The 20,516-nt window shown below is 63.8% G+C and carries 19 protein-coding genes; 13 read left to right on the forward strand and 6 right to left on the reverse strand.

The features are described 5' to 3' along the window. Positions 1-111: 111 nt before the first annotated feature. The 4 genes from EPJ54_RS04965 to EPJ54_RS04980 all read left to right on the forward strand — a co-directional run bounded on the left by EPJ54_RS04965 (position 112) and on the right by EPJ54_RS04980 (position 3,606). Positions 112-786 (forward strand): helix-turn-helix domain-containing protein, encoded by a 675-nt coding sequence (locus EPJ54_RS04965; RefSeq protein WP_135210543.1) that lies wholly within the window; start codon positions 112-114, stop codon positions 784-786. 75 nt (positions 787-861) lie between these two features. After that, the gene (locus EPJ54_RS04970) at positions 862-1,617 is read left to right on the forward strand and encodes a DUF4956 domain-containing protein (protein ID WP_135210544.1); all 756 of its coding nucleotides are present in this window, start codon (positions 862-864) and stop codon (positions 1,615-1,617) included. Then, positions 1,574-2,458, forward strand: a complete 885-nt coding sequence (locus EPJ54_RS04975) for an SdiA-regulated domain-containing protein (protein WP_135210545.1) — start codon at positions 1,574-1,576, stop codon at positions 2,456-2,458. The genes EPJ54_RS04970 and EPJ54_RS04975 overlap by 44 nt, the downstream gene beginning before the upstream one ends. Next, entirely contained in the window at positions 2,455-3,606 is a 1,152-nt protein-coding gene (locus EPJ54_RS04980; protein ID WP_135210546.1) for a metallophosphoesterase, read from the forward strand. Before EPJ54_RS04975 ends, EPJ54_RS04980 begins: the two co-directional genes overlap by 4 nt. On the opposite strand, the gene EPJ54_RS04985 is transcribed toward EPJ54_RS04980, so the two are convergent. Next, a complete protein-coding gene (locus EPJ54_RS04985) occupies positions 3,603-4,667 on the reverse strand; it encodes a hypothetical protein (protein ID WP_135210547.1) in 1,065 nt (354 codons plus the stop codon). The genes EPJ54_RS04980 and EPJ54_RS04985 overlap by 4 nt on opposite strands. Before the next feature lie 60 nt (positions 4,668-4,727). Next, positions 4,728-4,862, reverse strand: coding sequence for a hypothetical protein (locus EPJ54_RS20215; protein ID WP_275574742.1), 135 nt, complete (start codon positions 4,860-4,862; stop codon positions 4,728-4,730). A 148-nt stretch (positions 4,863-5,010) separates the two neighbouring features. Here EPJ54_RS20215 and EPJ54_RS04990 point away from each other — a divergent pair, with 148 nt between their 5' ends. Beyond that, positions 5,011-6,246, forward strand: a complete 1,236-nt coding sequence (locus tag EPJ54_RS04990; protein WP_135210548.1) for a pyridoxal phosphate-dependent decarboxylase family protein — start codon at positions 5,011-5,013, stop codon at positions 6,244-6,246. Here EPJ54_RS04990 and EPJ54_RS04995 read toward each other — a convergent pair. After that, positions 6,243-7,481, reverse strand: coding sequence for an acetyl-CoA C-acetyltransferase (locus EPJ54_RS04995; protein WP_135210549.1), 1,239 nt, complete (start codon positions 7,479-7,481; stop codon positions 6,243-6,245). The genes EPJ54_RS04990 and EPJ54_RS04995 overlap by 4 nt on opposite strands. Before the next feature lie 167 nt (positions 7,482-7,648). Here EPJ54_RS04995 and gabT point away from each other — a divergent pair, with 167 nt between their 5' ends. Both gabT and EPJ54_RS05005 read left to right on the forward strand, forming a co-directional pair. Then, positions 7,649-8,926, forward strand: a complete 1,278-nt coding sequence (gene gabT, locus EPJ54_RS05000; RefSeq protein WP_135210550.1) for a 4-aminobutyrate--2-oxoglutarate transaminase — start codon at positions 7,649-7,651, stop codon at positions 8,924-8,926. Positions 8,927-9,107: 181 nt separating this feature from the next. Then, positions 9,108-9,638, forward strand: a complete 531-nt coding sequence (locus tag EPJ54_RS05005; RefSeq protein ID WP_135210551.1) for a hypothetical protein — start codon at positions 9,108-9,110, stop codon at positions 9,636-9,638. Positions 9,639-9,761: 123 nt separating this feature from the next. On the opposite strand, the gene EPJ54_RS05010 is transcribed toward EPJ54_RS05005, so the two are convergent. Next, on the reverse strand, positions 9,762-11,549 hold the full coding sequence (locus EPJ54_RS05010) for an arylsulfatase (RefSeq protein ID WP_135210552.1): 1,788 nt from the start codon (positions 11,547-11,549) through the stop codon (positions 9,762-9,764). Positions 11,550-11,655: 106 nt separating this feature from the next. Further along, positions 11,656-12,561 (reverse strand): response regulator, encoded by a 906-nt coding sequence (locus tag EPJ54_RS05015; protein ID WP_135210553.1) that lies wholly within the window; start codon positions 12,559-12,561, stop codon positions 11,656-11,658. Between the two features lie 197 nt (positions 12,562-12,758). Between EPJ54_RS05015 and EPJ54_RS05020 the strand changes: the two genes are divergently transcribed. The 6 genes from EPJ54_RS05020 (at position 12,759) to EPJ54_RS05045 (ending at position 19,146) form a co-directional block, all read left to right on the forward strand. Further along, complete coding sequence (locus EPJ54_RS05020; protein WP_135210554.1) at positions 12,759-14,060, forward strand: NupC/NupG family nucleoside CNT transporter; 1,302 nt, start codon at positions 12,759-12,761, stop codon at positions 14,058-14,060. 8 nt (positions 14,061-14,068) lie between these two features. Continuing rightward, positions 14,069-14,998, forward strand: coding sequence for a nucleoside hydrolase (locus EPJ54_RS05025; protein WP_135210555.1), 930 nt, complete (start codon positions 14,069-14,071; stop codon positions 14,996-14,998). Continuing rightward, the gene (locus tag EPJ54_RS05030) at positions 14,995-15,852 is read left to right on the forward strand and encodes a ribokinase (RefSeq protein ID WP_135210556.1); all 858 of its coding nucleotides are present in this window, start codon (positions 14,995-14,997) and stop codon (positions 15,850-15,852) included. The genes EPJ54_RS05025 and EPJ54_RS05030 overlap by 4 nt, the downstream gene beginning before the upstream one ends. Before the next feature lie 13 nt (positions 15,853-15,865). Beyond that, positions 15,866-16,792, forward strand: a complete 927-nt coding sequence (locus EPJ54_RS05035) for an isopenicillin N synthase family dioxygenase (RefSeq protein WP_135210557.1) — start codon at positions 15,866-15,868, stop codon at positions 16,790-16,792. Between the two features lie 3 nt (positions 16,793-16,795). After that, positions 16,796-17,377 (forward strand): thymidine kinase, encoded by a 582-nt coding sequence (locus EPJ54_RS05040; RefSeq protein WP_135210558.1) that lies wholly within the window; start codon positions 16,796-16,798, stop codon positions 17,375-17,377. 83 nt (positions 17,378-17,460) lie between these two features. After that, positions 17,461-19,146 carry a class I adenylate-forming enzyme family protein gene (locus tag EPJ54_RS05045; RefSeq protein WP_135210559.1) on the forward strand — a complete coding sequence of 562 codons (1,686 nt, stop codon included), beginning with the start codon at positions 17,461-17,463 and terminating at the stop codon, positions 19,144-19,146. A gap of 31 nt (positions 19,147-19,177) precedes the next feature. Here EPJ54_RS05045 and EPJ54_RS05050 read toward each other — a convergent pair whose 3' ends face one another. Continuing rightward, positions 19,178-20,464, reverse strand: a complete 1,287-nt coding sequence (locus EPJ54_RS05050) for an Hsp70 family protein (RefSeq protein ID WP_135210560.1) — start codon at positions 20,462-20,464, stop codon at positions 19,178-19,180. Positions 20,465-20,516 lie beyond the last annotated feature (52 nt).

A 20,516-nucleotide genomic window follows, 5' to 3' on the forward strand; every position in this document is an offset into this window, starting at 1 on the left:
CCAAGCCGCGGGACGCTACGCCTTATGTCCTACGGGGTTTCCCTTAAGCGCTCGTCCCGAATTTTGCGCCGCCGCCGAAGCGCGTAGCCCTTCACTCAGGAGGACGAATTCATGCGTGATCTCGGTATCGAAACGGCAGGCGGCGCGTTGCACGCACAAGTGTCCGACGGCATCGCCCTTGGCCCCGGCGTGGTGCTGCAAGGCACGCGCATGCGCTTCCAGCGCAACGAAGAAATTTTCGGCGAAGGCGAAAAGGCGGAATACGTGTACCGGGTCGTCTCGGGCGCCGTACGCACCATCCGCTTCAGCGCCGATGGCCGCCGCCAGATCATGGCCTTCCACCTACCGGGCGATGTGTTCGGCCTCGAGCCCAGCGCCGCGCACACCCTCTCGGCCGAAGCCGTCGGCGACGCGGAAGTTTCCATGATCCGCCGTTCACTGATCGACCAAGCCGCCGCACAAGACGTGAGCGCCGCGCAAGCCTTGCTGCGCCTCATGTCGAAGGAATTGTCCAACGCGCAAGAACACGCGCTCGTGCTCGGCCGCAAAGGCGCCGGCGAACGCGTCGCCGCCTTCTTGCTCCAGCTCGCCGATCGCTTCGCGCAACGGCCAGAGATCGATCTGCCGATGTCGCGCGCCGACATCGCCGATTATCTCGCGCTGACAATCGAGACCGTCTCCCGCGCCTTCACGCAAATGGAGCGCGAGCACACGATAGACCTGCCCAGCTCGCGCCACGTCGTCGTCCGCGACCGCTGTGCGCTGGAAACGCTCCAAGCGGCCTAAGCCGACAACGCGAAAAGGGCAGACCGCCGGGATCGCCCCCGCTAAAGTCCCGCCGACGAAGGAGTCGGCGGGGCAATGACGGACGCAACGGAACCACCAAAGCCAGCTGCGCCGGCGCCCAAGCCAGCGACGCCCGGCTTGCCCAAGCTGCTGAAGCCCTATCTCTACATCACCGCCTATTATGTGACGGTCACGGCGGCCGTCATTGGCATGCTCGCGCTGCAGCCGCAGCTGCTTGAGCTCTTACCCGTCGGCGGCGCGGCGAATTTTGGCGCAGTCGGCCAATCGACATTCGAGCAGGCGGATCCCGCGCAAGTGATCCAGCCCGCGGCCTCCACGCTCGCGGACGGCATCAAGCTCGCGCTCGCGATCGTCTCGTCCTTCATCCTCATGCTGCCCGTCACCTGGATCTGCATGGGCGCACGCAAGCGCAAGGATGTGAGCCAAAGCTTCATCCAGACCATTCTCGTCCTGCCACTCGTCATCACCGGCATCGTGCACGTAGTGCACAACAGCTTGGCGCTTGCGTTCAGCCTCGCCGGCATCGTCGCCGGCGTTCGCTTCCGTCACACGCTGAAGGACAGCGCCGAGACCACCTATCTCTTCACCGCCATCGCGGTCGGTGTCGCCTGTGGCATCCACGCCGTCGAGGTCGCCGCCATAATCTCGATCTTCTTCAATTACACAGTGCTCGGCCTCTGGGCGACGGAGTTCGGGGCCGAGACCACGGGCAAGCAGATGTTCTCGCGCGAATGGATGGCGGGCGAGCAGGAACCAAAAAAGCGCGATGACCACAAAAAGCACCGCGACGATGATGACGACGACGATTAAGCGGGCGCTGATCGCCGCCCTGCTGGCTGTCGGCGCATGCGGCCAAGCTTCGCAAACGCCCGCAAACGCACAAACCAGCGCGCCGCCGCCCGGCTCGCTCTTCGCGGCTGAACCTGATCTCGTATGGCGCCTGCCTAATCAGCTCCGAGAAATCTCCGGGCTCGCCGTCTCGCCCGATGGCCGCCTCTTCGCGCACGACGACGAACGTGCCGTCATCTACCAAATCGACATTACGCGCGGCGCGATCGTCAAAAGCTTCACGCTCGGCGAGACACCGCTCGCTGGCGATTACGAGGGCCTGGCCATCACCGCGGAAGGGGAGTTTTGGATCACCACCAGCGAAGGCCTGGTACATCGCTTCCGGGAGGGCGCCGATGGCGCCCACGTCGCCTATGAAAGCTTCAACACCAATCTCGGCGATGCTTGCGAGATCGAAGGCCTCGCATTCTCCACAAGCGAAGGCCTCATCTTCGCCTGCAAACGCAACATCGCGCGCGACATGCGCAACACGATCGCGCTTTACACATGGCGTCCAAACGCCACCGTACCGCTCTGGCGCACGCTTGCCGAAGCGGACATCGCCAGGCGCGCCGGAATCGAACATTTCCGCCCGTCCTCGCTCGAAATTGACCCGCGCACGGGCCGGCTCCTGTTGCTCTCCGCCCGTGACGCTGGACTGGCCGAACTTTCCCCCGAGGGCGAACTCCTCGCCGCCCGCGCGCTCGGTTCAGGCCATATTCAGGCCGAGGGCGTAGCTGTGTTGGCTGACGGCGCCTTGGCCGTCGCCGATGAAGCCGGAGATGCGCGGGCGTTGCTGAGCCGCTATCCTCGAGTGCCATGACCCATTTCCAGCGTTTCCTCTCCGCTCTGTTGCTCACGCTGGCGCTGCTCGTAGCGCCAAGCTTCGCGCGCGCGCAGTCCAGTTGGACGGGCGTCGAGCGCATCGTCGTCATCGGCGATCTTGAAGGCGACTACGAAAAATTCACCGACATGCTCCGCACCGCCGGCCTGATCGACACGCGTGGCAATTGGAGCGGCGGGCGGACGCACCTCGTGCAATTGGGCGACATTCCCGATCGCGGCCCGAACAGTCGCATGGTCATGGATCATTTGATGCGGCTTGAGCCGCAAGCGGAACGCGCTGGCGGTTACGTGCATGCGCTGATCGGCAATCACGAAGCCATGAACGTCGAAGGCGATCTGCGCTACGTGCATCCGGGCGAATACGCCGCCTTCGCCGACCGCAACTCCCGCCGCCTGCGCGACGCCTATTATCGCCAGACGCAAGAGTATATGCGCGCCAATCCGCCGCCGACCGGCGTGCCGGTCTTTGACGACGCCTTCCGCGCGCAATGGGAAGCAGAGCACCCGCTCGGTTACGTCGAACACCGCCAAGCCTGGTCGCCCCATGGCCGCTACGGTCGCTGGATCGCTTCCCATGAGAGCGTCATCCGCATCAACGACCTGCTCTTCCTGCACGCCGGCATCGGCCCGTCTTATCTGCCCGCCGAACGCGACGCGATGAATGAAGCCGTGCGCGATGCGCTGAACGGCCAGCCTGATCCCGCCTTCGCGGACATCCTGACCAACCAAGAAGGCCCGCTCTGGTATCGCGGCCTCTCGCTCAATCAGGAGCCGAGGGAAGAGCCGCATCTCGCTGCGCTGCTCGCCCGTCACGGCGTGTCGCGCATCATCGTCGGCCACACCAAGCGCGCCGCCACCGTGCTGCCCCGCTTCGGCGGCCGCGTGATCATCACCGATATCGCCCGGCGCGACGGATATGCCGATCCGCACGCCTTCCTGATCATCGAGAACGGCGCACTGACCACGATCCATCGCGGCCATCGCGTGCCGCTGAATGTCAGCAACCAAGCCGAGACCTGCGCCTATCTGGATTCAGTGCTCGCGTTCGAACCACAAGATTCACCGCTGCGCACGACGGCCTCACAATGCCACGCGGCGCTACAATTGCCGGCAACCGCGCCCTAACCGCGGCAGCGCCGAATGATGGAATTCTGCACCCGCTCCGGATCGTCAATGATTGCGTAGAAGCCCTCGATGAATTGCCGCGCAGTGCGGCGGCGGGCGTCCGTCAATCGCGTTTCGCCATCGATCAGCGCCAAGATCGCTTCGCGGCGCGCTTGGAAATGCGCGATCGTGGCCGGCACTTGGTCATTGTGGCGGCAGAGGCCGCGATAGACCCGCTGGCGCAGATTCTCGACACGCACCTCAGCCGGCAACAACGCATAGGGCGGATCGACGAAACCCGTCATGTCGAAATCGTAGGGCACCGGGATCAGATCGCTGCGCGCTTCCGCGCTTGCGCCGATCAGCTTGCCATTGTGGCAGCATTCTTCGCCGGGCACGCCTTCGGTCATGTCCCAATCCAGATTGCCAAGCATGAATTGGAACATGGTCACGCGCGCCGCCGCGGCTGGATTGAGCTGCGATGACGTCACCTCATTCGGCAACACCTCCACCGCGCGCCGCTCATTGCGTCGCGCCATGTCGGATGCGTCTTCGATCAGGAAATTGAACTGCGTTTCCTCGCGACGGCGCCCGTTGGCGTCACGATAGGTGACGCGCGCCGGCCGCACGTTGAAGCTCATCGGTGTGATCTCGTTGAACATCCGATAGGCGAGCATCTCCAGCACGATCATCTGCTCGTAGCGGTCGCCGCTTCGGCACATCGTGACGAGCTTTAGTCGGTTCTGACCGCGCCAAGGCGTGCCGCGCATCGCGCTTTGATCGAAATCGAGCCGGAGCGGCGGGAAGCTGCAAATGCCGCGCGTACGCCGAGAGATGCCGCGCGGCGCGATCTGCAAATCGTAGCGCGTGCTATCGCCGCCTTCGCCGCTCCAAGTCACGCCGCCGGCAAACGGCTCAGTGCTGCGCGGCGCCGCCCGGACCAAATCCGTGAACGGCGCTTCGAGCAGCAATTGAATTTCGGACTCTTCGGAAAAGAGGCGGGGCTGGGCCGCGGCCGGGGCGATGAAAGCGATCGTGGTGAGGAAGAGACCACAGATGGCTGTTCTGATCTTACCCGGCATCTGACCCGCTCCCGCCCGCACCGCTTTTGAGGCCTGCGGCTTAGGCTACCTTATTGCGGATTAGAGCGCTTGGAAGCCAAGTACCGCGAGCACGATCGGCAAAACCATGCCAGCGCCGATGCAGAGCACGAAAACGAGCGCGGATTGCAGGGTGTTGCGGGCGTCGTGGGCCATTTCGGTCATCGCTGCGGTCATTGGTCTTCCTCCTCTAGGCCCCGGCGTTTCCCGCCCCGGCCATGAGTTGAAGGTACCCACACCCCGCCCCGGACGCTGTGTCCCTGGTCACACCCTAGCCAAGACGACCTAGGCCGTGCTTCGGTTCGCAAAACACGAGGACTTCCCGATGACAAAGACGGCCCTGCCGGACCACGGCGTCCCCTGGAGCGACATCGAGCCGCGCATGCGCGAGATGGGCGCGGGCGATGTGAAATGGCGCGACGGCCGCACTGGCCTCTACATTTTCAACGCCGGCCCCGAACTCGAGCAGGTGCAAAAGGCCGCCTATGCGATGTTCTCCGCCGAGAATGGCTTGGGCCCTGCGGCCTTCCCGAGCCTCGCGGAGATGGAGCGCCAAATCGTCGCCACCGGCTTGGCGCTGCTCAGTGCGCCGGAAGGCGCTGCGGGCGGCATGACCAGCGGCGGCACGGAATCCATTTTCATGGCCGTCAAAACCGCGCGCGATTATCTGCGCAGCAAAGGCGGCCCGAAGAGCGGGCTCAACATCATCATCCCATCCACCGCGCATCCGGCCTTCGACAAAGCCGGCATGATCATGGACATCGAAGTCCGCCGCATTCCGGTGCGCGATCTCTTGGCCGATGTCAGTGCGATGGAAGCCGCGATCGATGCGAACACGCTGATGATCGTCGGCTCCGCGCCGTGTTTTCCCTTCGGCCTGCTCGACCCGATCGAAACTCTAAGCGAGGTGGCGCTGCGCCGAAATGTTTGGCTGCACGTCGATGCGTGTGTCGGCGGCTATCTCGCGCCCTTCGTGCGCATGAACGGCACGGCTCTGGCGCCCTTCGATTTCGCCGTGCCCGGCGTGCTCTCGATCTCCGGCGATCTGCACAAATACGGTTACGCCAGCAAAGGCGCGTCCACCGTGTTCTTCCGCAGCAAAGATCTGCACGAACATATGGGGCTAGACGCCGGCCCCTGGCCGCTCGGCCGCATGGTTACGCCGACGCTCGCGGGCACACGCCCCGGCGGCGCCATCGCTGCGGCTTGGGCGGTGATGCAATATCTCGGCGTCGACGGCTATCGCGCCAAGCAAAAGCTGGTCACCGACGCGCGTGAGAAGATCGAAGCCGGCGTCAAGAAGCTCGGCTTCCGCGTGCTGGGCCAGCCCCAGCTTGGCATCATCGCCTTCACGCATGACAGCGTGAACCCGATGAACATCTATGTGCAGATGTACAAGCGCGGCTGGTTCACAGCGACCTTGCTCGAACCGCCCGCACTCCACTTGATGCTGTCGCCCAAGCACAACGAGGTCGCGCACGAATATCTGGCGGACCTCGAAGCCGCACTCGCCAGCGCCAATGAAGGCGCTGGCGGTAAAGTTGCGGGTTACGCCGGTTAGATGCGTTCGATGATGATGGCCGGGGCCATGCCGCCGGCGGCGCACATCGTCACCAGGCCACGCTTCAGGTCGCGGCGCTCCAATTCATCGAGCACCGTGCCGATCAGGATCGAACCCGTCGCGCCGATCGGGTGCCCCAGCGCCATCGCGCCGCCGTTCACATTGACCTTCTCGCGATTGAGCTTGAGGTCGCGGATGAATTTCTCGGCGACGACCGCGAACGCTTCATTGATCTCGAAGAGATCGATGTCGTCCACCGTGAGGCCAGCCTTCTCCAGCACCTTGCGCGCGGCAGGCACCGGCGCGTTGAGCATCAAAGTCGGGCTATCGCCGACATTGGCCGTCGCCACCACGCGCGCACGGGGCTTCAAGCCATTCTTCTTGGCGTAGTCCGGGGAGGCGAGCAGCACCGCCGCCGCGCCATCAACAACGCCCGACGAATTGCCGGCATGGTGGACGTGATTGATCTTCAGGTCCGGATAGACTTGGCGGATCAGCGCGCCATAGGTCAGGCCTTCTTCATCCAGTGGAAAGCCCGCGATCGCCTCAAACGACGGCTTCAAGGCCGCGAGGCCTTCCATCGTGGTCTGCGGGCGCGGGAATTCTTCGTGATCCAGCGCCAGCGCGCCGTCTTCTTTGTAAACCGGCACGACGCTCTTCTTGAAATGGCCGCCCTTAATCGCGGCATCAGCGCGCTGCTGGCTGACCAAAGCCAATTCATCCACCGCCTGGCGCGAAATGCCTTCGAGCGTCGCGATCGCATCGGCGCACACGCCCTGGTGCGATTGCGGATGCTTGGCGCGCAGGCGCAGATTGCCCTGGTCCATCATCATCGGCTTTTTCGGATCGGCCGTGGCCGCGTTGTAGCTCATCATCTCGGTGCCGCCGGCGATGACGAGATCTTCCATGCCCGCCATCACTTGCGCCGCCGCGAGGTTGACGCTGGTGATGCCCGAGCCGCAGAAGCGATCCAACGTCACAGCGCTCGACTTCACGTCATAGCCCGCATCGAGGGCTGCCATGCGCGCCAGGTCGCCGCCTTGCTTGCCGCGTTGGGACGAGGTGCCCCAGATGATGTCGTCGACTTCACCCGTCTTCAGATTGTTGCGTTCGGCGATCGCCTTCAGCACCGAGGAGGCGACTTGCTGCGGGTGAATGTCCGCCAGCGCGCCCTTGCCCACTTTGCCGATGCCACGCGGCGTACGGCACGCGTCGATGATCCAAGCTTCCGGCACTCTGGCCTCCTCTCATTCTGGTTCGAAACCCAACATCGCGACGAACGCCAAGACTGAAAAGCCCTGTCGCGACGGCAACAAGCCGCAAGTCTGACAGCGCGGCCGCTCCTCAGGACGCTGCGATATGTGCTAGGAAAAGCTTCCGCTTGACCGAAGGCGCCAAGATCATGACCACCAACGCCGAACTCCTCGCCCGCCGCGCCAAAGCTGTGCCGCGCGGGGTTTCCACCGCGACACCCGTGTTCACCGCGCGCGCCGAGAATGCCCGCCTGTGGGACGTGGAGGGGCGCGAATATATCGACTTCGCCGGCGGCATCGCCGTGCTCAATACCGGCCATCGCCATCCCAAAGTGATCGAAGCAGTCCGCGCGCAGCTCGATTGCGTCACGCACACGGCGTTCCAGGTCAGCGCCTACGAGCCCTACATCGCGCTCGCCGAAAAGCTCAACGCCCGCGCCCCGATCGCAGGCGACGCGAAGACCATCTTCTTCACCACGGGCGCCGAGGCGGTCGAGAACGCCGTGAAGATCGCGCGCGCCGCAACCGGCCGCACTGGCATCATCTCGTTCACCGGCAGCTTCCACGGCCGCACCACGCTGACGATGGCGATGACTGGCAAGGTCGCGCCCTACAAACAGCAATTCGGCCCCTCCGTGCCGGACGTCTTCCACGTGCCGTTCCCGCTCGCGCGCTACGGCGTCGATGTGGAGACCTCGCTGCTCGTGCTCAATCACATTCTGCGCGCCGACGTGGAGCCCTCGCGCGTCGCCGCCATCGTGATCGAACCGGTCCAGGGCGAAGGCGGCTTCCACATGGTCCCGCCTGAACTCATGCGCGCGCTGCGTACGCTCTGCGACACGCACGGCATCCTGCTCATCGCCGACGAAGTGCAAACCGGCTTTGCCCGCACCGGCAAACTCTTCGCGATGGAGCATTACGACGTAACGCCCGACCTGATCACGATGGCCAAATCCCTCGCGGGCGGCTTTCCGCTCTCGGGTTTGGTCGGCCGCGCCGACATTATGGACAAAACCGATCCAGGCGGCCTTGGCGGCACTTATGGCGGCTCACCGATCGGCTGCGCGGCAGCCCTCGCCGTACTCGACGTGATCGACGGCGAAGGCCTGCTGGCGCGCGCGAATGCGCTGGGCGAACGCGCCAAAGCCAAGCTCAAGGAAATTCAATCACGCAACGACATGGCCCCGATCGACGACATCCGCGGGCCCGGCTCCATGATCGCCTTCGACCTGATCACCGAGCGCGGCGCCAAAGCGCCCGACGGGGCCGCCGCCAAACGCGTCACCACGCGCGCGCTCGAAGAGGGGCTTATCCTGCTCTCCTGCGGAATCTCCGGCGAAACCATCCGCCTGCTCTATCCGCTCACCATCGAAGACGACCTGTTCGAGCAGGGCTTAAACAAACTGGCAGCGGCGCTGCGCGTTTGAATGCGGGGATAGAGCGGCGCTCTATCCCAAACTTCGGACCGCCGGCTTCCAGCCGGCATTGTCTGAAAGGCCAAGGCCTTCAACGGTGTTGCACGAGCAAACGAAGATGCCGGCTGAAAGCCGGCGGTCCAGGAAAAAGACTCTATCCGACCGACTTGTGCGCGCACTTACACTGCCGCGCATGAAACACACCGCGCCCACCATCACAGAGCACAGAAAGACCAGGCTGATCGCCTGGGCTCGCTTGCTTCTGTTCTGGGTGGGCGCGCTCATGTTTCGCGACAGCTTAGGCCGCATCAGCGAACGTCACCTGCTCGCACGCGGCTTCTACGCCAATCTCGACGCCGTCGCCCGCACCATCAACAACATCATCATCCTTCACGCGGCCGCCAAGCTTGGCATGGGCACAGGTCATCCGCCGAAGCTGCGCAATTACGCCGGCAGCGGCTTCTCACGTCGCACCCGCGTCCGCTCCATCACCCGCGCCGGTCGCGGTTCCTGTCTGCGCAAAAGCTTGCAGCATCACGATTTGCTGAGACGCTTCCTGCTGATCGTCAACGCGCTCAACAACGTCGATGCGCTGGCCGACCACGCCGCGCGTCGCCTCGCGCGCGGCCTAACACGCCTCTTCGGCATCCGCCTCGTACGCCCACCGCACGAGCGCGTCAGCACGCTGGCTACTCCGCCAGTGTTTGCAGCGGATAGCTCCTAACATGGAGCGCGGGCGTCCTCGCCCGCATCTTCCCGCCAGCACCAACCGTGCAGAGCTGAGCTCTGCGCGGCCAAAAGTGCTGCGTGTCTCAACGCGGGCGAGGACGCCCGCGCTCCATGGCGCCTAGGCCTTCGCCTTCCGCTTCCGCCTAAACAGCCACACAATCCCACCAATCAGCACAACCAACACCACGCCGCCGCCAATCAGGAATGGCAAATAGCGCGTGAACTGACGCGCATACGTGTTGGTCTCGATCTGGCCGTGGATGTTGTAGCCTTCGGGCATGGGCAGCACGCCCATCTCCTGCACGTATGCCTCATACTCGCGCTGCATCTGCGCGAAGAGATCGGGCATCTCAGTCGAAAGATCGCGCGTTTCACCCGGATCAAGGCGCACATTGTAAAGCCGCCATTGCCCGTCGCCGTTCGGCCGCTGGTTGATCACGAGCTTGAAGTCGCCGCGAAACAAGGCCGCGTTGCCTGAGACTTCGAGGCCGACCGGTTCTTCCGGCCCATAAGCCGATTGCGCCTCGCCGCGCAGCACCGCCGAGAGTGAGCGGCCTGTCACCGGCACGCCGTCCGTCGCCGGCGCAACGCGCGCGAGTTCCAACAAGGTCGGCGCAATGTCGGTGACATACGCAAAACCATCCGCGCGCAAACCCGCACCGACGCCAGGCCCCGCGATAATCATCGGCACGCGCGTGCCACCTTCGGTCGTATAGAATTTGAACAACGCGCCGGGCGCGGCCGTCGCGTTCGCGAATTCGGGCCCAATCGCCACCATCGAGCCGCGCTCGCCAAGATTATCGAGTTCGCGCGTGTAGCCGTTCAGATGCATCCATTGCTCGAACCCGCGCGCCGCCAGCGGATTGCTCGGCTCCGGCCCATTATCGGACGTGACCACGAACACCGTGTTCTCAAGCTCGCCGATCTCCTGCAGATGCGCGATCAGCCGGCCGATATTTTGATCCATCGAATCCAACATACCCGCATGCACTTCCATGCTGCGCGCCAACAACGCTCGCTCGCCCGGCTCCACGTCCTGCCAATTGCGCGCATTCGGCGGGCTCGCGCCCAGCGACGCTTCCGCCGGCATAAGACCAAGCTCTTGCGCGCGACGGAAACGCTGCTCGCGCAACGCCGCCCAGCCTTGATCGTAACGCCCGCGATAGCGCGCGCTATCCTCGCGCGGCGCCTGCACCGGGATGTGCACCGCCTGGAACGCTACATAGGCAAAGAACGGCCGCGCATCTGCACGTTCACTGTCGATGTAGTCGATCATCTGATCGACGAGGAAACGCGATGAATAAAAGTCGCTCGGCAGCGTCGCCGGTTGCCCGTCCTCATACCAATCGGCATGCGCGTAATAGGGCATGTACGGCTTCTGCTCCCAATTGTCCGCGCCGGACGCTTCCAGCGCAAACGAGCGATCGAAGCCGTGCGAATTCGGCAGCTGACCAGGCCCATCACCCAAATGCCATTTGCCCGTCATGTAGGTGCGATAGCCGCTCGCTTGCAGCCGCGACGCCACCGTGGTCACGCCCGGCTCCAAATGCAGCGAATAGCCTGGCTGCCCACGCTGCGACGGCGGGATGACTTCACCGATCGTCGCCACACCCGTGCGGTGATTATCGACGCCCGTCAGCAGCATCGCCCGCGAAGGGGAGCAGAGCGGCGAAGAATGATAGTTCGAGAAGCGCACGCCACGCTCAGCCAACGCGTCGATATTCGACGTCCGCGCTTCGCCGCCATAGGCGCCGAGATCCGTGAAACCCGCATCGTCGATCAAGATCAGCACGATGTTCGGCCGCTCAGTCGTCGCGCCCGCAGGCGGATCGTTCTGCGCGCCCGCAGAGGAAGCGACCGCCAGCACGGCCATAGCCGCCGCCAGCCCACGCCACGTTCCGCCCATTTCGTCCCCCTAAGGCTTTTTCGTTGCGTGCATCATGGCGCAAGGCCTTCGCGAACGCACGCGCGACCTAGGGGCAGCTCGTCGATTTTTCGGGACTGACCCGCGCCTAGCGCAGCATCAGATTAGCGGCCGCGACGTCCACACTTCGGCCAAGCTTCTTGTCCACAATGCGTGACAAGCCTTCGACCAGCTTTTGACGCTCATCATATTCCGCGCTCGTGAGCACGCTCAACGTGTGCATCGCATCGATGTGCGTGCGCACCGTCTCTTCGTCCAGAACGCCGCCAGCGCCGACCGCCATGATGTAGCGCCCCAGCGAGCGCGACGCCGCGCCAAGCGCTTCGTCCCGCGATTCATCGGCCATGGATTCCGTTTCCTTGACCGCGCTGTATATCTCGCGAAGCTTCTTGCGATCGCCCGGCGTCAGCCCGCTCACGTGCTCGCTGATCCGCTGCACGCATTTGCGCACGGCTTGACGGTGCGTTTCGCTCTCCCAGAGCGGCGCACCCGGCATGTCGTCGGTCGGATCCATGAAGCGGCGCATCGGGCCGTTATATTCGTCACGCGCGCGGCGGCGACGGCAAGGCCCTACATATTCGACGCTGTCGACGAAATCGCGCTTGTGCTTCAGCACCGCCAGCATGCGCTCGATCACGGCTTCGCCCGTGAACGGACGCACCAGCATCTCATCCACACCGCTCGTCCGCGCCGCTTCCAGAAAGGTCTTCGTCGCCGAGTTGGTCATCACGATGATCGGCAGATCACGCGGCACGCTCTTGTAGCCGCCGCGGATCAGACGCGTGAATTCGAGCCCGGAGAATTCCGGCAAGCGCGACGTGGTGATGACTATGTCCGGCGAAAACTCGCTAACGTAATTCAGCAGATCGCGGCCATTGCGCGCAAAATGAATGCGCTCGACGCCCGCGCCACGCAGCACCTCCGACAAGAGGCGCAACACGCTTGGCGTCGCATCCGCGATAATAACGCGTATCGTCTTTCGCGCTTCCAGCATCGGCTCGCATACCCACCCGAAGGCATGCACATACCATTCATATATTTCGGAACCGTGTATCAGAGCCGCAATTGGACGCAGCAAGAAGTCGTTAACCGAAGCCACACCGCGTCCCCCACGCGGCTAGGCGGCGCCACCGCCACGTTCCGTGTTCGGACACCGCCGATTGAACCCACGCTTGGACCGGTCTAAGCCCCATGCCCAAGGACCAAATCGGGGAAGCGCGGGTGCAATATTGGCAAGGGCTTGTCGGCATTATCGCCATCCTGGCGATGGCGGTCTTGTTCTCCACGAACCGGCGCGCCATCCGGCTGCGGATCGTCACCGCGGCCCTCGCGCTGCAGGCCGCACTTGCAGCGCTTGTGCTTTATCTGCCCGCCGGCCGCGCGGCGCTGGCGGCGATGTCGGACGGCGTGCAGGCGCTGATCAATTTTTCCGGCGCCGGCATTGCCATGGTGTTTGGCCCGCTCGCGAGCGAAGTCGGTTTCAGCTTTGCGCTGAACGTGCTGCCCATCATCATCTTCTTTTCGGCGCTGATGTCGGTGCTCTACCATATCGGCGTAATGCAGCCGATCGTCACTTGGGGCGGCGGCGCGTTGCGCTTCCTGCTTGGCACAGGGCGCGTTGAATCATTGACGGCGACGGCGAACGTCTTCGTCGGCCAGACCGAAGCGCCGCTGGTCGTGCGCCCGTATCTGCCGCACGTCACGCGGGCGCAATTGTTCGCGATCATGACGACGGGCATGGCGTCGGTCTCCGGCAGCGTATTGGCGGCCTATGCGCAGATGGGCATCGACATCAATTATCTCTTGGCGGCGAGCTTTATGTCCGCGCCCGGCGGCCTGCTCATGGCCAAGATCATCATGCCGGACGACAAACCAGCGCCGCGCACGCCCGCTACACTCGAAGCGACCGGTGATGGCCCGCAGGATAGCGTGGGCGAGAAAGCATCTGACGCTGAGACTTTTGAACGCGCCAAGCAAAGCAATGTCATCATGGCCGCAGCTTCGGGCGCACAAGACGGCTTGATGCTGGCCGCTTCGATCGGCGCCATGCTGATCGCCTTCGTTTCGCTCATTGCGCTGGTCAATGGCGGGCTTGGCGCACTCGGCAATCTGGCCGGCGTGGAGAACCTGACGCTTCAAGGCCTGCTCGGCTACATCTTCGCGCCAGTGATGTGGCTCTTGAATATTCCTTGGTCGGAGGCGCAGCAAGCTGGCGGCGTGTTTGGCGAGAAGCTGATCCTCAACGAATTCGTCGCCTTCATGCATTTGGGCCAGATGGGTGACACGCTGTCGCCGCGCACGATGGCGATCACCACGTTCGCGCTTTGCGGCTTCGCCAATCTGAGTTCGATCGGCATCTTGCTCGCGGCGTTGAACACCTTAGCGCCGTCACGTGCGCCCGAGATGGCGCGCTATGGCTTTCACGTCGTCGCCGCGGGCTCGCTCTCCAACCTGATGAGTGCTGCGCTGGCGAGCCTCTTCATCACCGGATAAGCCTGATCATGCCGCCTCGCCCGCTCATCATTGATTGCGACCCCGGCGTTGACGATGCCGTGGCGCTGCTGCTCGCCTTCTCGGCGCCGGACACGTTTGATCTGCGCGGCATCACCACCGTCGCCGGCAATGTCAGCGGCGCGCTCACCGCGCACAATGCGTGCGTGATCCGATCTTTGGCCGCGCGTGAAGACGTGCCCGTCTTCGTCGGCGCCAATCGCCCGCTCCTGGTTGCGCCCGTCGAGGCTGGTCACTTCCATGGCGCCAATGGGCTTGGCGATCTGACTTTCGCAGCGCCCACGAAAGGCCCCGAGAGCACACACGCCGTCGCTTTTCTCGCAGACACCTTGAGCAAAGCCGCGCCGCACTCCGTGAGCGTCGCCGTACTCGGCCCGCTCACCAATATTGCGCTGGCGCTACGCGCGAACGCGGCGGCCGCGCAAGGCGTGCGCGAGATCGTCATCATGGGCGGCGCACGCAGCGAGGGCGGCAACATCACCGCGTCGGCCGAGTTCAACATCTATGCCGATCCGCATGCGGCCGCGATCGTGTTTTCCTCCGGCTTGCCCATCGTCGCGCTCGGCCTGGACGCGACGCACCAAGTCCGCACCAATCCCGCCCGCATGGCGCGGCTCGAGGCGTTGAGTTCAGCGCGCGCACGCGCGGCGTGTCAGTTGTTACGCTTCGGCGAACACGTGGAGCGCACGTTGGCGCACCGCGAAGGCGCGCCGCTGCACGATCCTGCCGTGATCGCTTATTTGCTGGCGCCCGAATTGTTCGAAACCCAAGCCGCGCGTATCGACGTCGAGACGGATTCGCCGCTCACACGCGGTCACACCGCCGTCGAATTTCCCCTTGAGACACCAAGCGCTACATGCTGGGCGACGCGTGTGCATGCAGATGGCGTGTTCGATCTGCTGACGCGGAGGCTCGCATGAGCGCCCCGCGCATTGCTGTCGTCGGCTCCATCAATCTGGATCTGGTCGTCCGCGCACCGCATCTGCCCGCGCCCGGCGAGACCGTCGGCGGCGCGACGTTCGCGCGCTATCCGGGCGGTAAGGGCGCAAACCAAGCGCTCGCCGCGCGACGCCTCGGCGCCGAGGTCGCGCTCTGGGGCTGCGTTGGCGCCGATGCGTTCGCGGGCGAAGCGCTGGCGCTACTCCGCGCGGATGGCGTCAATCTCGATCATTGCCGCGCGCGCGATGATGCACCCACCGGCGTTGCGCTGATCGCGGTGGCGGAGAGCAGTGAAAATCAGATCGTCGTCGCGCCCGGCGCCAATGCGCTGTTAGCCCCAAGCGATGTCGGCGCGATCGAAGCGGACGCCTTGCTCTGCCAATTGGAAGTGCCGGTCGAGACGAATCTTGCGGCCGCGCAAAGCTTCCACGGCTTTTTCGCCATCAACCTCGCCCCCGCAGCACCCGTGCCGGATGCACTGATCGCGCGCGCAGATTTGGTGACCGTCAACGAAGGCGAAGCCGCGTGCTATGGCGATGCGCTGAGCGCGGCCAAGAGCATGGTCGCCATCACCTACGGGGCTGAAGGCGCGACGCTCTTCCGACAAGGCGAAGAGATTGCCCGCGCCCGACCGCCCAAGATCGTCGCGCGCGACACGACCGGCGCAGGCGATACGTTTAGCGCTGCCCTCACGCTGGCGCTGATTGAAGGTTCCGCGCCCGAAGCCGCGCTGACCTTCGCCTGCATCGCCGGCGCTCTCGCCGCCACACGCGAAGGTGCGCAACCGGCCATGCCCACACGCGCGGAGGTCGACGCACTTCTTGCCCGCACCTGATCGGAGACTCGCAATGCGCAAAGTGCCCGAACTCTCATTGCGCCAGTTCACACACGGCGATGCGACCGCACGTACGGCCTTCTCCGAGGCCCTCTCCGCCGGCCTGCGCGAGTACGGCTTCATCGTGCTCGTCGATCACAACGTGTCGACCGCGCTCCTCAATGACGCCTACACGCGCGCCGTTGAAGTCTTCGCTCTGCCTGATGCGGAGAAGCGCCAATACGCGGGTGGCTTGCGCGGCTATACGCCGTTCGGCACCGAGCACGCCAAGGACAATCCGACGCCCGACCTCAAGGAATTCTGGCAGATCGGCCACGAACCCGAACCGGGCGCAGCGCCCAATCCATTCTCGGCGCCCAATGTCTGGCCGTCGCGCCCGAGCGATTTCAAACTCGTGTTCGAGCAGCTCTTCGCCGCACTCAACGACACCGGCTGTCTCTTACTCGAAGCGCTCGCGCCAAGCCTTGGCCTCGCGCCCGATCATTTCGAGCCGCTCGTGCGGCGCGGCGATTCCGTGTTGCGTGTTCTGCACTATCCGCCGATTGGCAAGGATGCCGATCCCAACGCCGTGCGCTCGGCCGCGCACGAGGACATCAATCTGCTCACCATCCTGGTCGCCGCGCGTGGCGCCGGCCTCGAACTCTTGGATCGTGACGGCGCCTGGCTGCCGATCGTCACCGAAGCCAACGCGCTCGTGGTCGACAGCGGCGACATGATGGCTCGGCTCACCAACAATGTGATCCCGGCGACAACGCACAGGGTCGTCAATTCGGCCGACTCCCATTTGAGTCGTTATTCGATGCCCTTCTTCATGCACCCCACCGCCGACACCTCGCTTGCAGCGCTATCGTCCTGCGTCGGCAAAGGCGCGCTCTATCCGCCCACCACCGCTGGCGCGTTCCTCACCCAACGCCTCAAAGAAATCGGCCTCAAGGCCTAAGGCATGGCGAAGCTCTATTTCTCTTACGCCGCGATGAACGCCGGCAAATCCACGATCCTGCTGCAGGCGTCGTACAATTATCGCGAGCGCGGTATGCGCACGCTGCTCTTCACCTCCGCGCTCTACGCGGAGATGGACGACGGCCAGATCAGCTCACGCATCGGCGTCCGCGCCGAAGCGGAATTGTTCAAAGCCGAAGACGATCTCTTTGCCTGGGTCGCGCGTGAGCATGAGGCGGCCAAGATCGATTGCGTTTTCGTGGACGAGGCGCAATTTCTGACGCGCGCCCAGGTCTGGCAGCTAGCTCGCGTTGCCGACCGGCTGAAAATCCCAGTGCTCTGCTATGGCCTGCGCACGGACTTCCGCGGCGCACTGTTCGAAGGTTCGGCCGAATTGCTCGCCATCGCCGACAGCCTGCGCGAGGTCCGCACCATCTGCCATTGCGGCGCCAAGGCGATCATGGTGCTCCGCCGCGACGCCTCCGGAAGCGCGGCCACCAGCGGCGAACAAGTCGAGATCGAGAAAGACGTATACGTCTCCCTCTGCCGCAAACATTGGGAAGATGAGATGGGTCGAGGGCCCTAGTCAGGGCAACGTTACGTAAGCCCCGCAAAGTCCACTTGCACGCGATCCCAGCCCCGGTGAGGGTGTCGGCCGGGAGAAAACGCATGTATTATAAAGAGCTCAAAGAAGCCGCCGCCATGCTCACGGCGCCGGGGGCGCCGTTCGAGATCGAGCACGTGGCGGTGCGCGGCCAGCAGCTAAGAGCCTACAAAAATGCCCCGCCCAACCTGCGCGCTTTCTTCCAAGCCTCCGCCGCATTCGGCGACGCGGAATATCTGATCTTCGAGCGGGACCGCATCACCTACGCCGAAGCGCATGCGCAAGTCGCCGCCTTCGCGGCGTGGCTTTTCGCGCAAGGTGTGCGCCGCGGCGATCGCGTCGCCATCGCCATGCGCAATTATCCCGAATGGCTGCTGGCCTATTGGGCCTGCACCTCGATGGGCGTCGCCGCCGTTGGCTTCAATGCGTGGTGGATCGCCGAGGAGATGGCGTACGCCATCGCCGACAGTCAGCCCAAAGTGATCGTTTGCGATGAAGAACGCTTCGCGCGCTTGGCGCCGCAGCATTTTGAATCATGCAAGATCGTGCTCGTCCGCGCCTCGACCACGCCAGCCGGCATCGCAACATGGCAAGACACAATCGCCACCCGCGCAGCACTCCCGGACGCGACCATCGATCCCGACGACGACGCCTGCATCTTCTACACCTCCGGCACCACCGGCCACCCGAAGGGCGCGCAGCTCACGCATCGCGGCTGCATCAACAATCTGATGAGCGTGCTCTTCTCCGGCGCCGTGCAGGGTCTCGCCGTCCATCGCGGCGCCGGTGTTGAGCCGCCTGCGCCGCCCACGCCGATCGCCATCGCGACCACGCCGCTCTTCCACGTCACCGCCAACAATTGCGTCGCCTATCCGATCACAGCGCAAGGCGGCAAGCTCGTACTGATGCACAAATGGGATGCGAGCGAAGCTTTGCGCTTGATCGAGCGCGAGCGCGCGACCGCGCTCTCCGGCGTACCCACCATGGCGCGCGAACTCGTCACCCATCCCGATTACGACAAGTACGACACGTCCAGCCTGATGACGATGGGCGGTGGCGGCGCGCCGTTGCAGCCTGATCTCGTCGCCAAGATCGAAACACGTCCCGGCGGGCGTCGCCCTAATACCGGCTACGGTCTCACTGAGACCTGCGGCATCATCACGTCAGTCGCCGGCGACTTCTTCGTCGGCAAACCGGCGAGCTGCGGCATGATCATGCCGGATTTCGAAGCCAAAGCCGTCGATGATAACGGAAACGTCGTGCCACTTGGCGAATTGGGCGAGCTTTGGGTGCGCGGCGCGCAGATCGTGAAAGGCTATCTCAATCGCCCCGAAGCCACCGCCGAAGCCATCACCGATGGCTGGTTTCACACCGGCGACATCGTGCGTATCGATGAAGACAATTTCGTCTTCATCGTCGATCGCAAGAAGGACATGGTGTTGCGCGGCGGCGAGAACGTCTATTGCGCCGAGGTGGAAGCCGCACTCTATCGTCATCCGGCCATCGCCGAATGTATCGTCTTCGGTGTGACTGACGCGCGTCTTGGCGAAGAAGTGGCCGCAGCCATCGTGCTACGCGAAGGCGCGCAAGCTGGCGCCGACGATTTCCGCGCCGAAGCCGCCCGCCACATCTCCAAACACAAAATCCCACGCTATATCTGGCTGCTTACCGAACCGCTACCGCGCAACGCCAACGGGAAGTTTCTGAAGCGACAAGTGCGAGAGCAGCTGAAGTTGGAAGACGCCGGCTAATAGGCGCCGCCCAAACATTTGCGCCAGGCGCTTATGCCGCCGCCCAACGCCCGACTTCGTCTTCTGCCGCGATGAGCGCCAAGCCATACGCGATCGACACGAGCTGATCGCCGGTCTCGATCTTGGCGTCGCCGAAGCGGTGCGCAAACAGCGCCCGCACAGCGGGCACAAACGATGTACCGCCGGTCAGGAACACGCGATCAATTTCCGCTTCGCGCAAATTGGCCTCGCGTAGAGCGCGATCAACGCAGGCATTAATCTCGGCGAGTTCAGGCGCGATCCATTTCTCGAAATCAGCACGTTTGATGGCGCGCTCAATGTCGACCCCCGCGACATGGAACGAGAACTGCGCCTCCTCGGCATGCGAAAGCGCCATCTTTGTCGCCGACACGGCGCGATACATTTCATACCCGGCGTCGGCATCCAGGAACGCCAAAAACGCGTGAATGCGCTCGGGATCGAGACTGGTGCGCGCCAATTGTTGCAGCTCGCGGTAGTCGCGCGAGTGGCGCATGATCGAGAGTTCATGCCAGCGGCTGAACTTGCTGAAATAGCCGTTAGGCACGGGCAGCACTTTGCCCCAGCTCGAATACTCGGACCCTTTACCGAAGGCCCGCGCCACGACCTGATCGATAATCCGATAGTCAAAGGCATCGCCAGCGACGCCGACGCCTGCATGCGCCAGCGGCTGGTACACAAGGCCGCGCTGGCCGCGCTCGAAGCGCACAACAGAAAAATCGCTCGTGCCGCCGCCGAAATCGGCGACGATAATATTTGCATCTGCTTCAAGCCGCTGTGCGAAATAGTACGCAGCCGCGACGGGCTCATAGACGTGATAGACTTCGTCAAAGCCCACCATCCGCAATGCCGCTTCATAGCGCGTGCGCGCAAGCGCTTCATCCGGCGCCCCGCCGGCGAATTTGACCGGCCGCCCGATGACGACGCGCTTGGGAAAATCGAGGCCCGCGTGTGCGCGCACGCGCGTCAAGAAGTTCGAGAGCAGGTCTTCGAAGGCCATCCGCCGGCCATGGATCAACGTATCCGTAAAAAGCGGACTGGCGGCAAACGTCTTGAACGACTGAATGAAGCGACAATCGCCGGCCAATTCCAGGAATTGCTCGATTGCCCATGGCCCCGCCTCGACAAGATTGCGGCGCACCGACTCGTCCTGCGCTTGCCAGAAACAGAGGACGGAACGGAACGCATCAAAGGTCTCGTCCGCGTACGAAAAGTGAAACGCTTCGACACGTCCATCGGCGGTCACAGTCGTGGCGACTGTGTTCGTCGTGCCGAAGTCCAGACCGAGAGGGGTATTCATCGGCGGCTCCAACGGCAAACGCCCCGGCGCGGGACCAGGGCGTATTCAAGCG

This window comes from Vitreimonas flagellata (assembly GCF_004634425.1).
In the GTDB taxonomy this organism is placed as follows: domain Bacteria; phylum Pseudomonadota; class Alphaproteobacteria; order Caulobacterales; family Aquidulcibacteraceae; genus Vitreimonas; species Vitreimonas flagellata.

What these genes read in the sequence shown, in the direction of transcription:
- EPJ54_RS05030 (WP_135210556.1), top strand. Translation starts at nt 14,995, where the DNA reads ATGAGCGCCCCGCGCATTGCTGTCGTCGGCTCCATCAATCTGGATCTG.
- EPJ54_RS05040 (WP_135210558.1), top strand. Translation starts at nt 16,796, where the DNA reads ATGGCGAAGCTCTATTTCTCTTACGCCGCGATGAACGCCGGCAAATCC.
- EPJ54_RS04985 (WP_135210547.1), bottom strand. Translation starts at nt 4,667, where the DNA reads ATGCCGGGTAAGATCAGAACAGCCATCTGTGGTCTCTTCCTCACCACG.
- EPJ54_RS05010 (WP_135210552.1), bottom strand. Translation starts at nt 11,549, where the DNA reads ATGGGCGGAACGTGGCGTGGGCTGGCGGCGGCTATGGCCGTGCTGGCG.
- EPJ54_RS05025 (WP_135210555.1), top strand. Translation starts at nt 14,069, where the DNA reads ATGCCGCCTCGCCCGCTCATCATTGATTGCGACCCCGGCGTTGACGAT.
- EPJ54_RS04970 (WP_135210544.1), top strand. Translation starts at nt 862, where the DNA reads ATGACGGACGCAACGGAACCACCAAAGCCAGCTGCGCCGGCGCCCAAG.
- EPJ54_RS05045 (WP_135210559.1), top strand. Translation starts at nt 17,461, where the DNA reads ATGTATTATAAAGAGCTCAAAGAAGCCGCCGCCATGCTCACGGCGCCG.
- EPJ54_RS05015 (WP_135210553.1), bottom strand. Translation starts at nt 12,561, where the DNA reads ATGCTGGAAGCGCGAAAGACGATACGCGTTATTATCGCGGATGCGACG.
- EPJ54_RS04965 (WP_135210543.1), top strand. Translation starts at nt 112, where the DNA reads ATGCGTGATCTCGGTATCGAAACGGCAGGCGGCGCGTTGCACGCACAA.
- EPJ54_RS05050 (WP_135210560.1), bottom strand. Translation starts at nt 20,464, where the DNA reads ATGAATACCCCTCTCGGTCTGGACTTCGGCACGACGAACACAGTCGCC.
- EPJ54_RS05005 (WP_135210551.1), top strand. Translation starts at nt 9,108, where the DNA reads ATGAAACACACCGCGCCCACCATCACAGAGCACAGAAAGACCAGGCTG.
- EPJ54_RS04990 (WP_135210548.1), top strand. Translation starts at nt 5,011, where the DNA reads ATGACAAAGACGGCCCTGCCGGACCACGGCGTCCCCTGGAGCGACATC.
- EPJ54_RS04980 (WP_135210546.1), top strand. Translation starts at nt 2,455, where the DNA reads ATGACCCATTTCCAGCGTTTCCTCTCCGCTCTGTTGCTCACGCTGGCG.
- EPJ54_RS05020 (WP_135210554.1), top strand. Translation starts at nt 12,759, where the DNA reads ATGCCCAAGGACCAAATCGGGGAAGCGCGGGTGCAATATTGGCAAGGG.
- EPJ54_RS05035 (WP_135210557.1), top strand. Translation starts at nt 15,866, where the DNA reads ATGCGCAAAGTGCCCGAACTCTCATTGCGCCAGTTCACACACGGCGAT.
- gabT (WP_135210550.1), top strand. Translation starts at nt 7,649, where the DNA reads ATGACCACCAACGCCGAACTCCTCGCCCGCCGCGCCAAAGCTGTGCCG.
- EPJ54_RS04975 (WP_135210545.1), top strand. Translation starts at nt 1,574, where the DNA reads ATGACCACAAAAAGCACCGCGACGATGATGACGACGACGATTAAGCGG.
- EPJ54_RS20215 (WP_275574742.1), bottom strand. Translation starts at nt 4,862, where the DNA reads ATGACCGCAGCGATGACCGAAATGGCCCACGACGCCCGCAACACCCTG.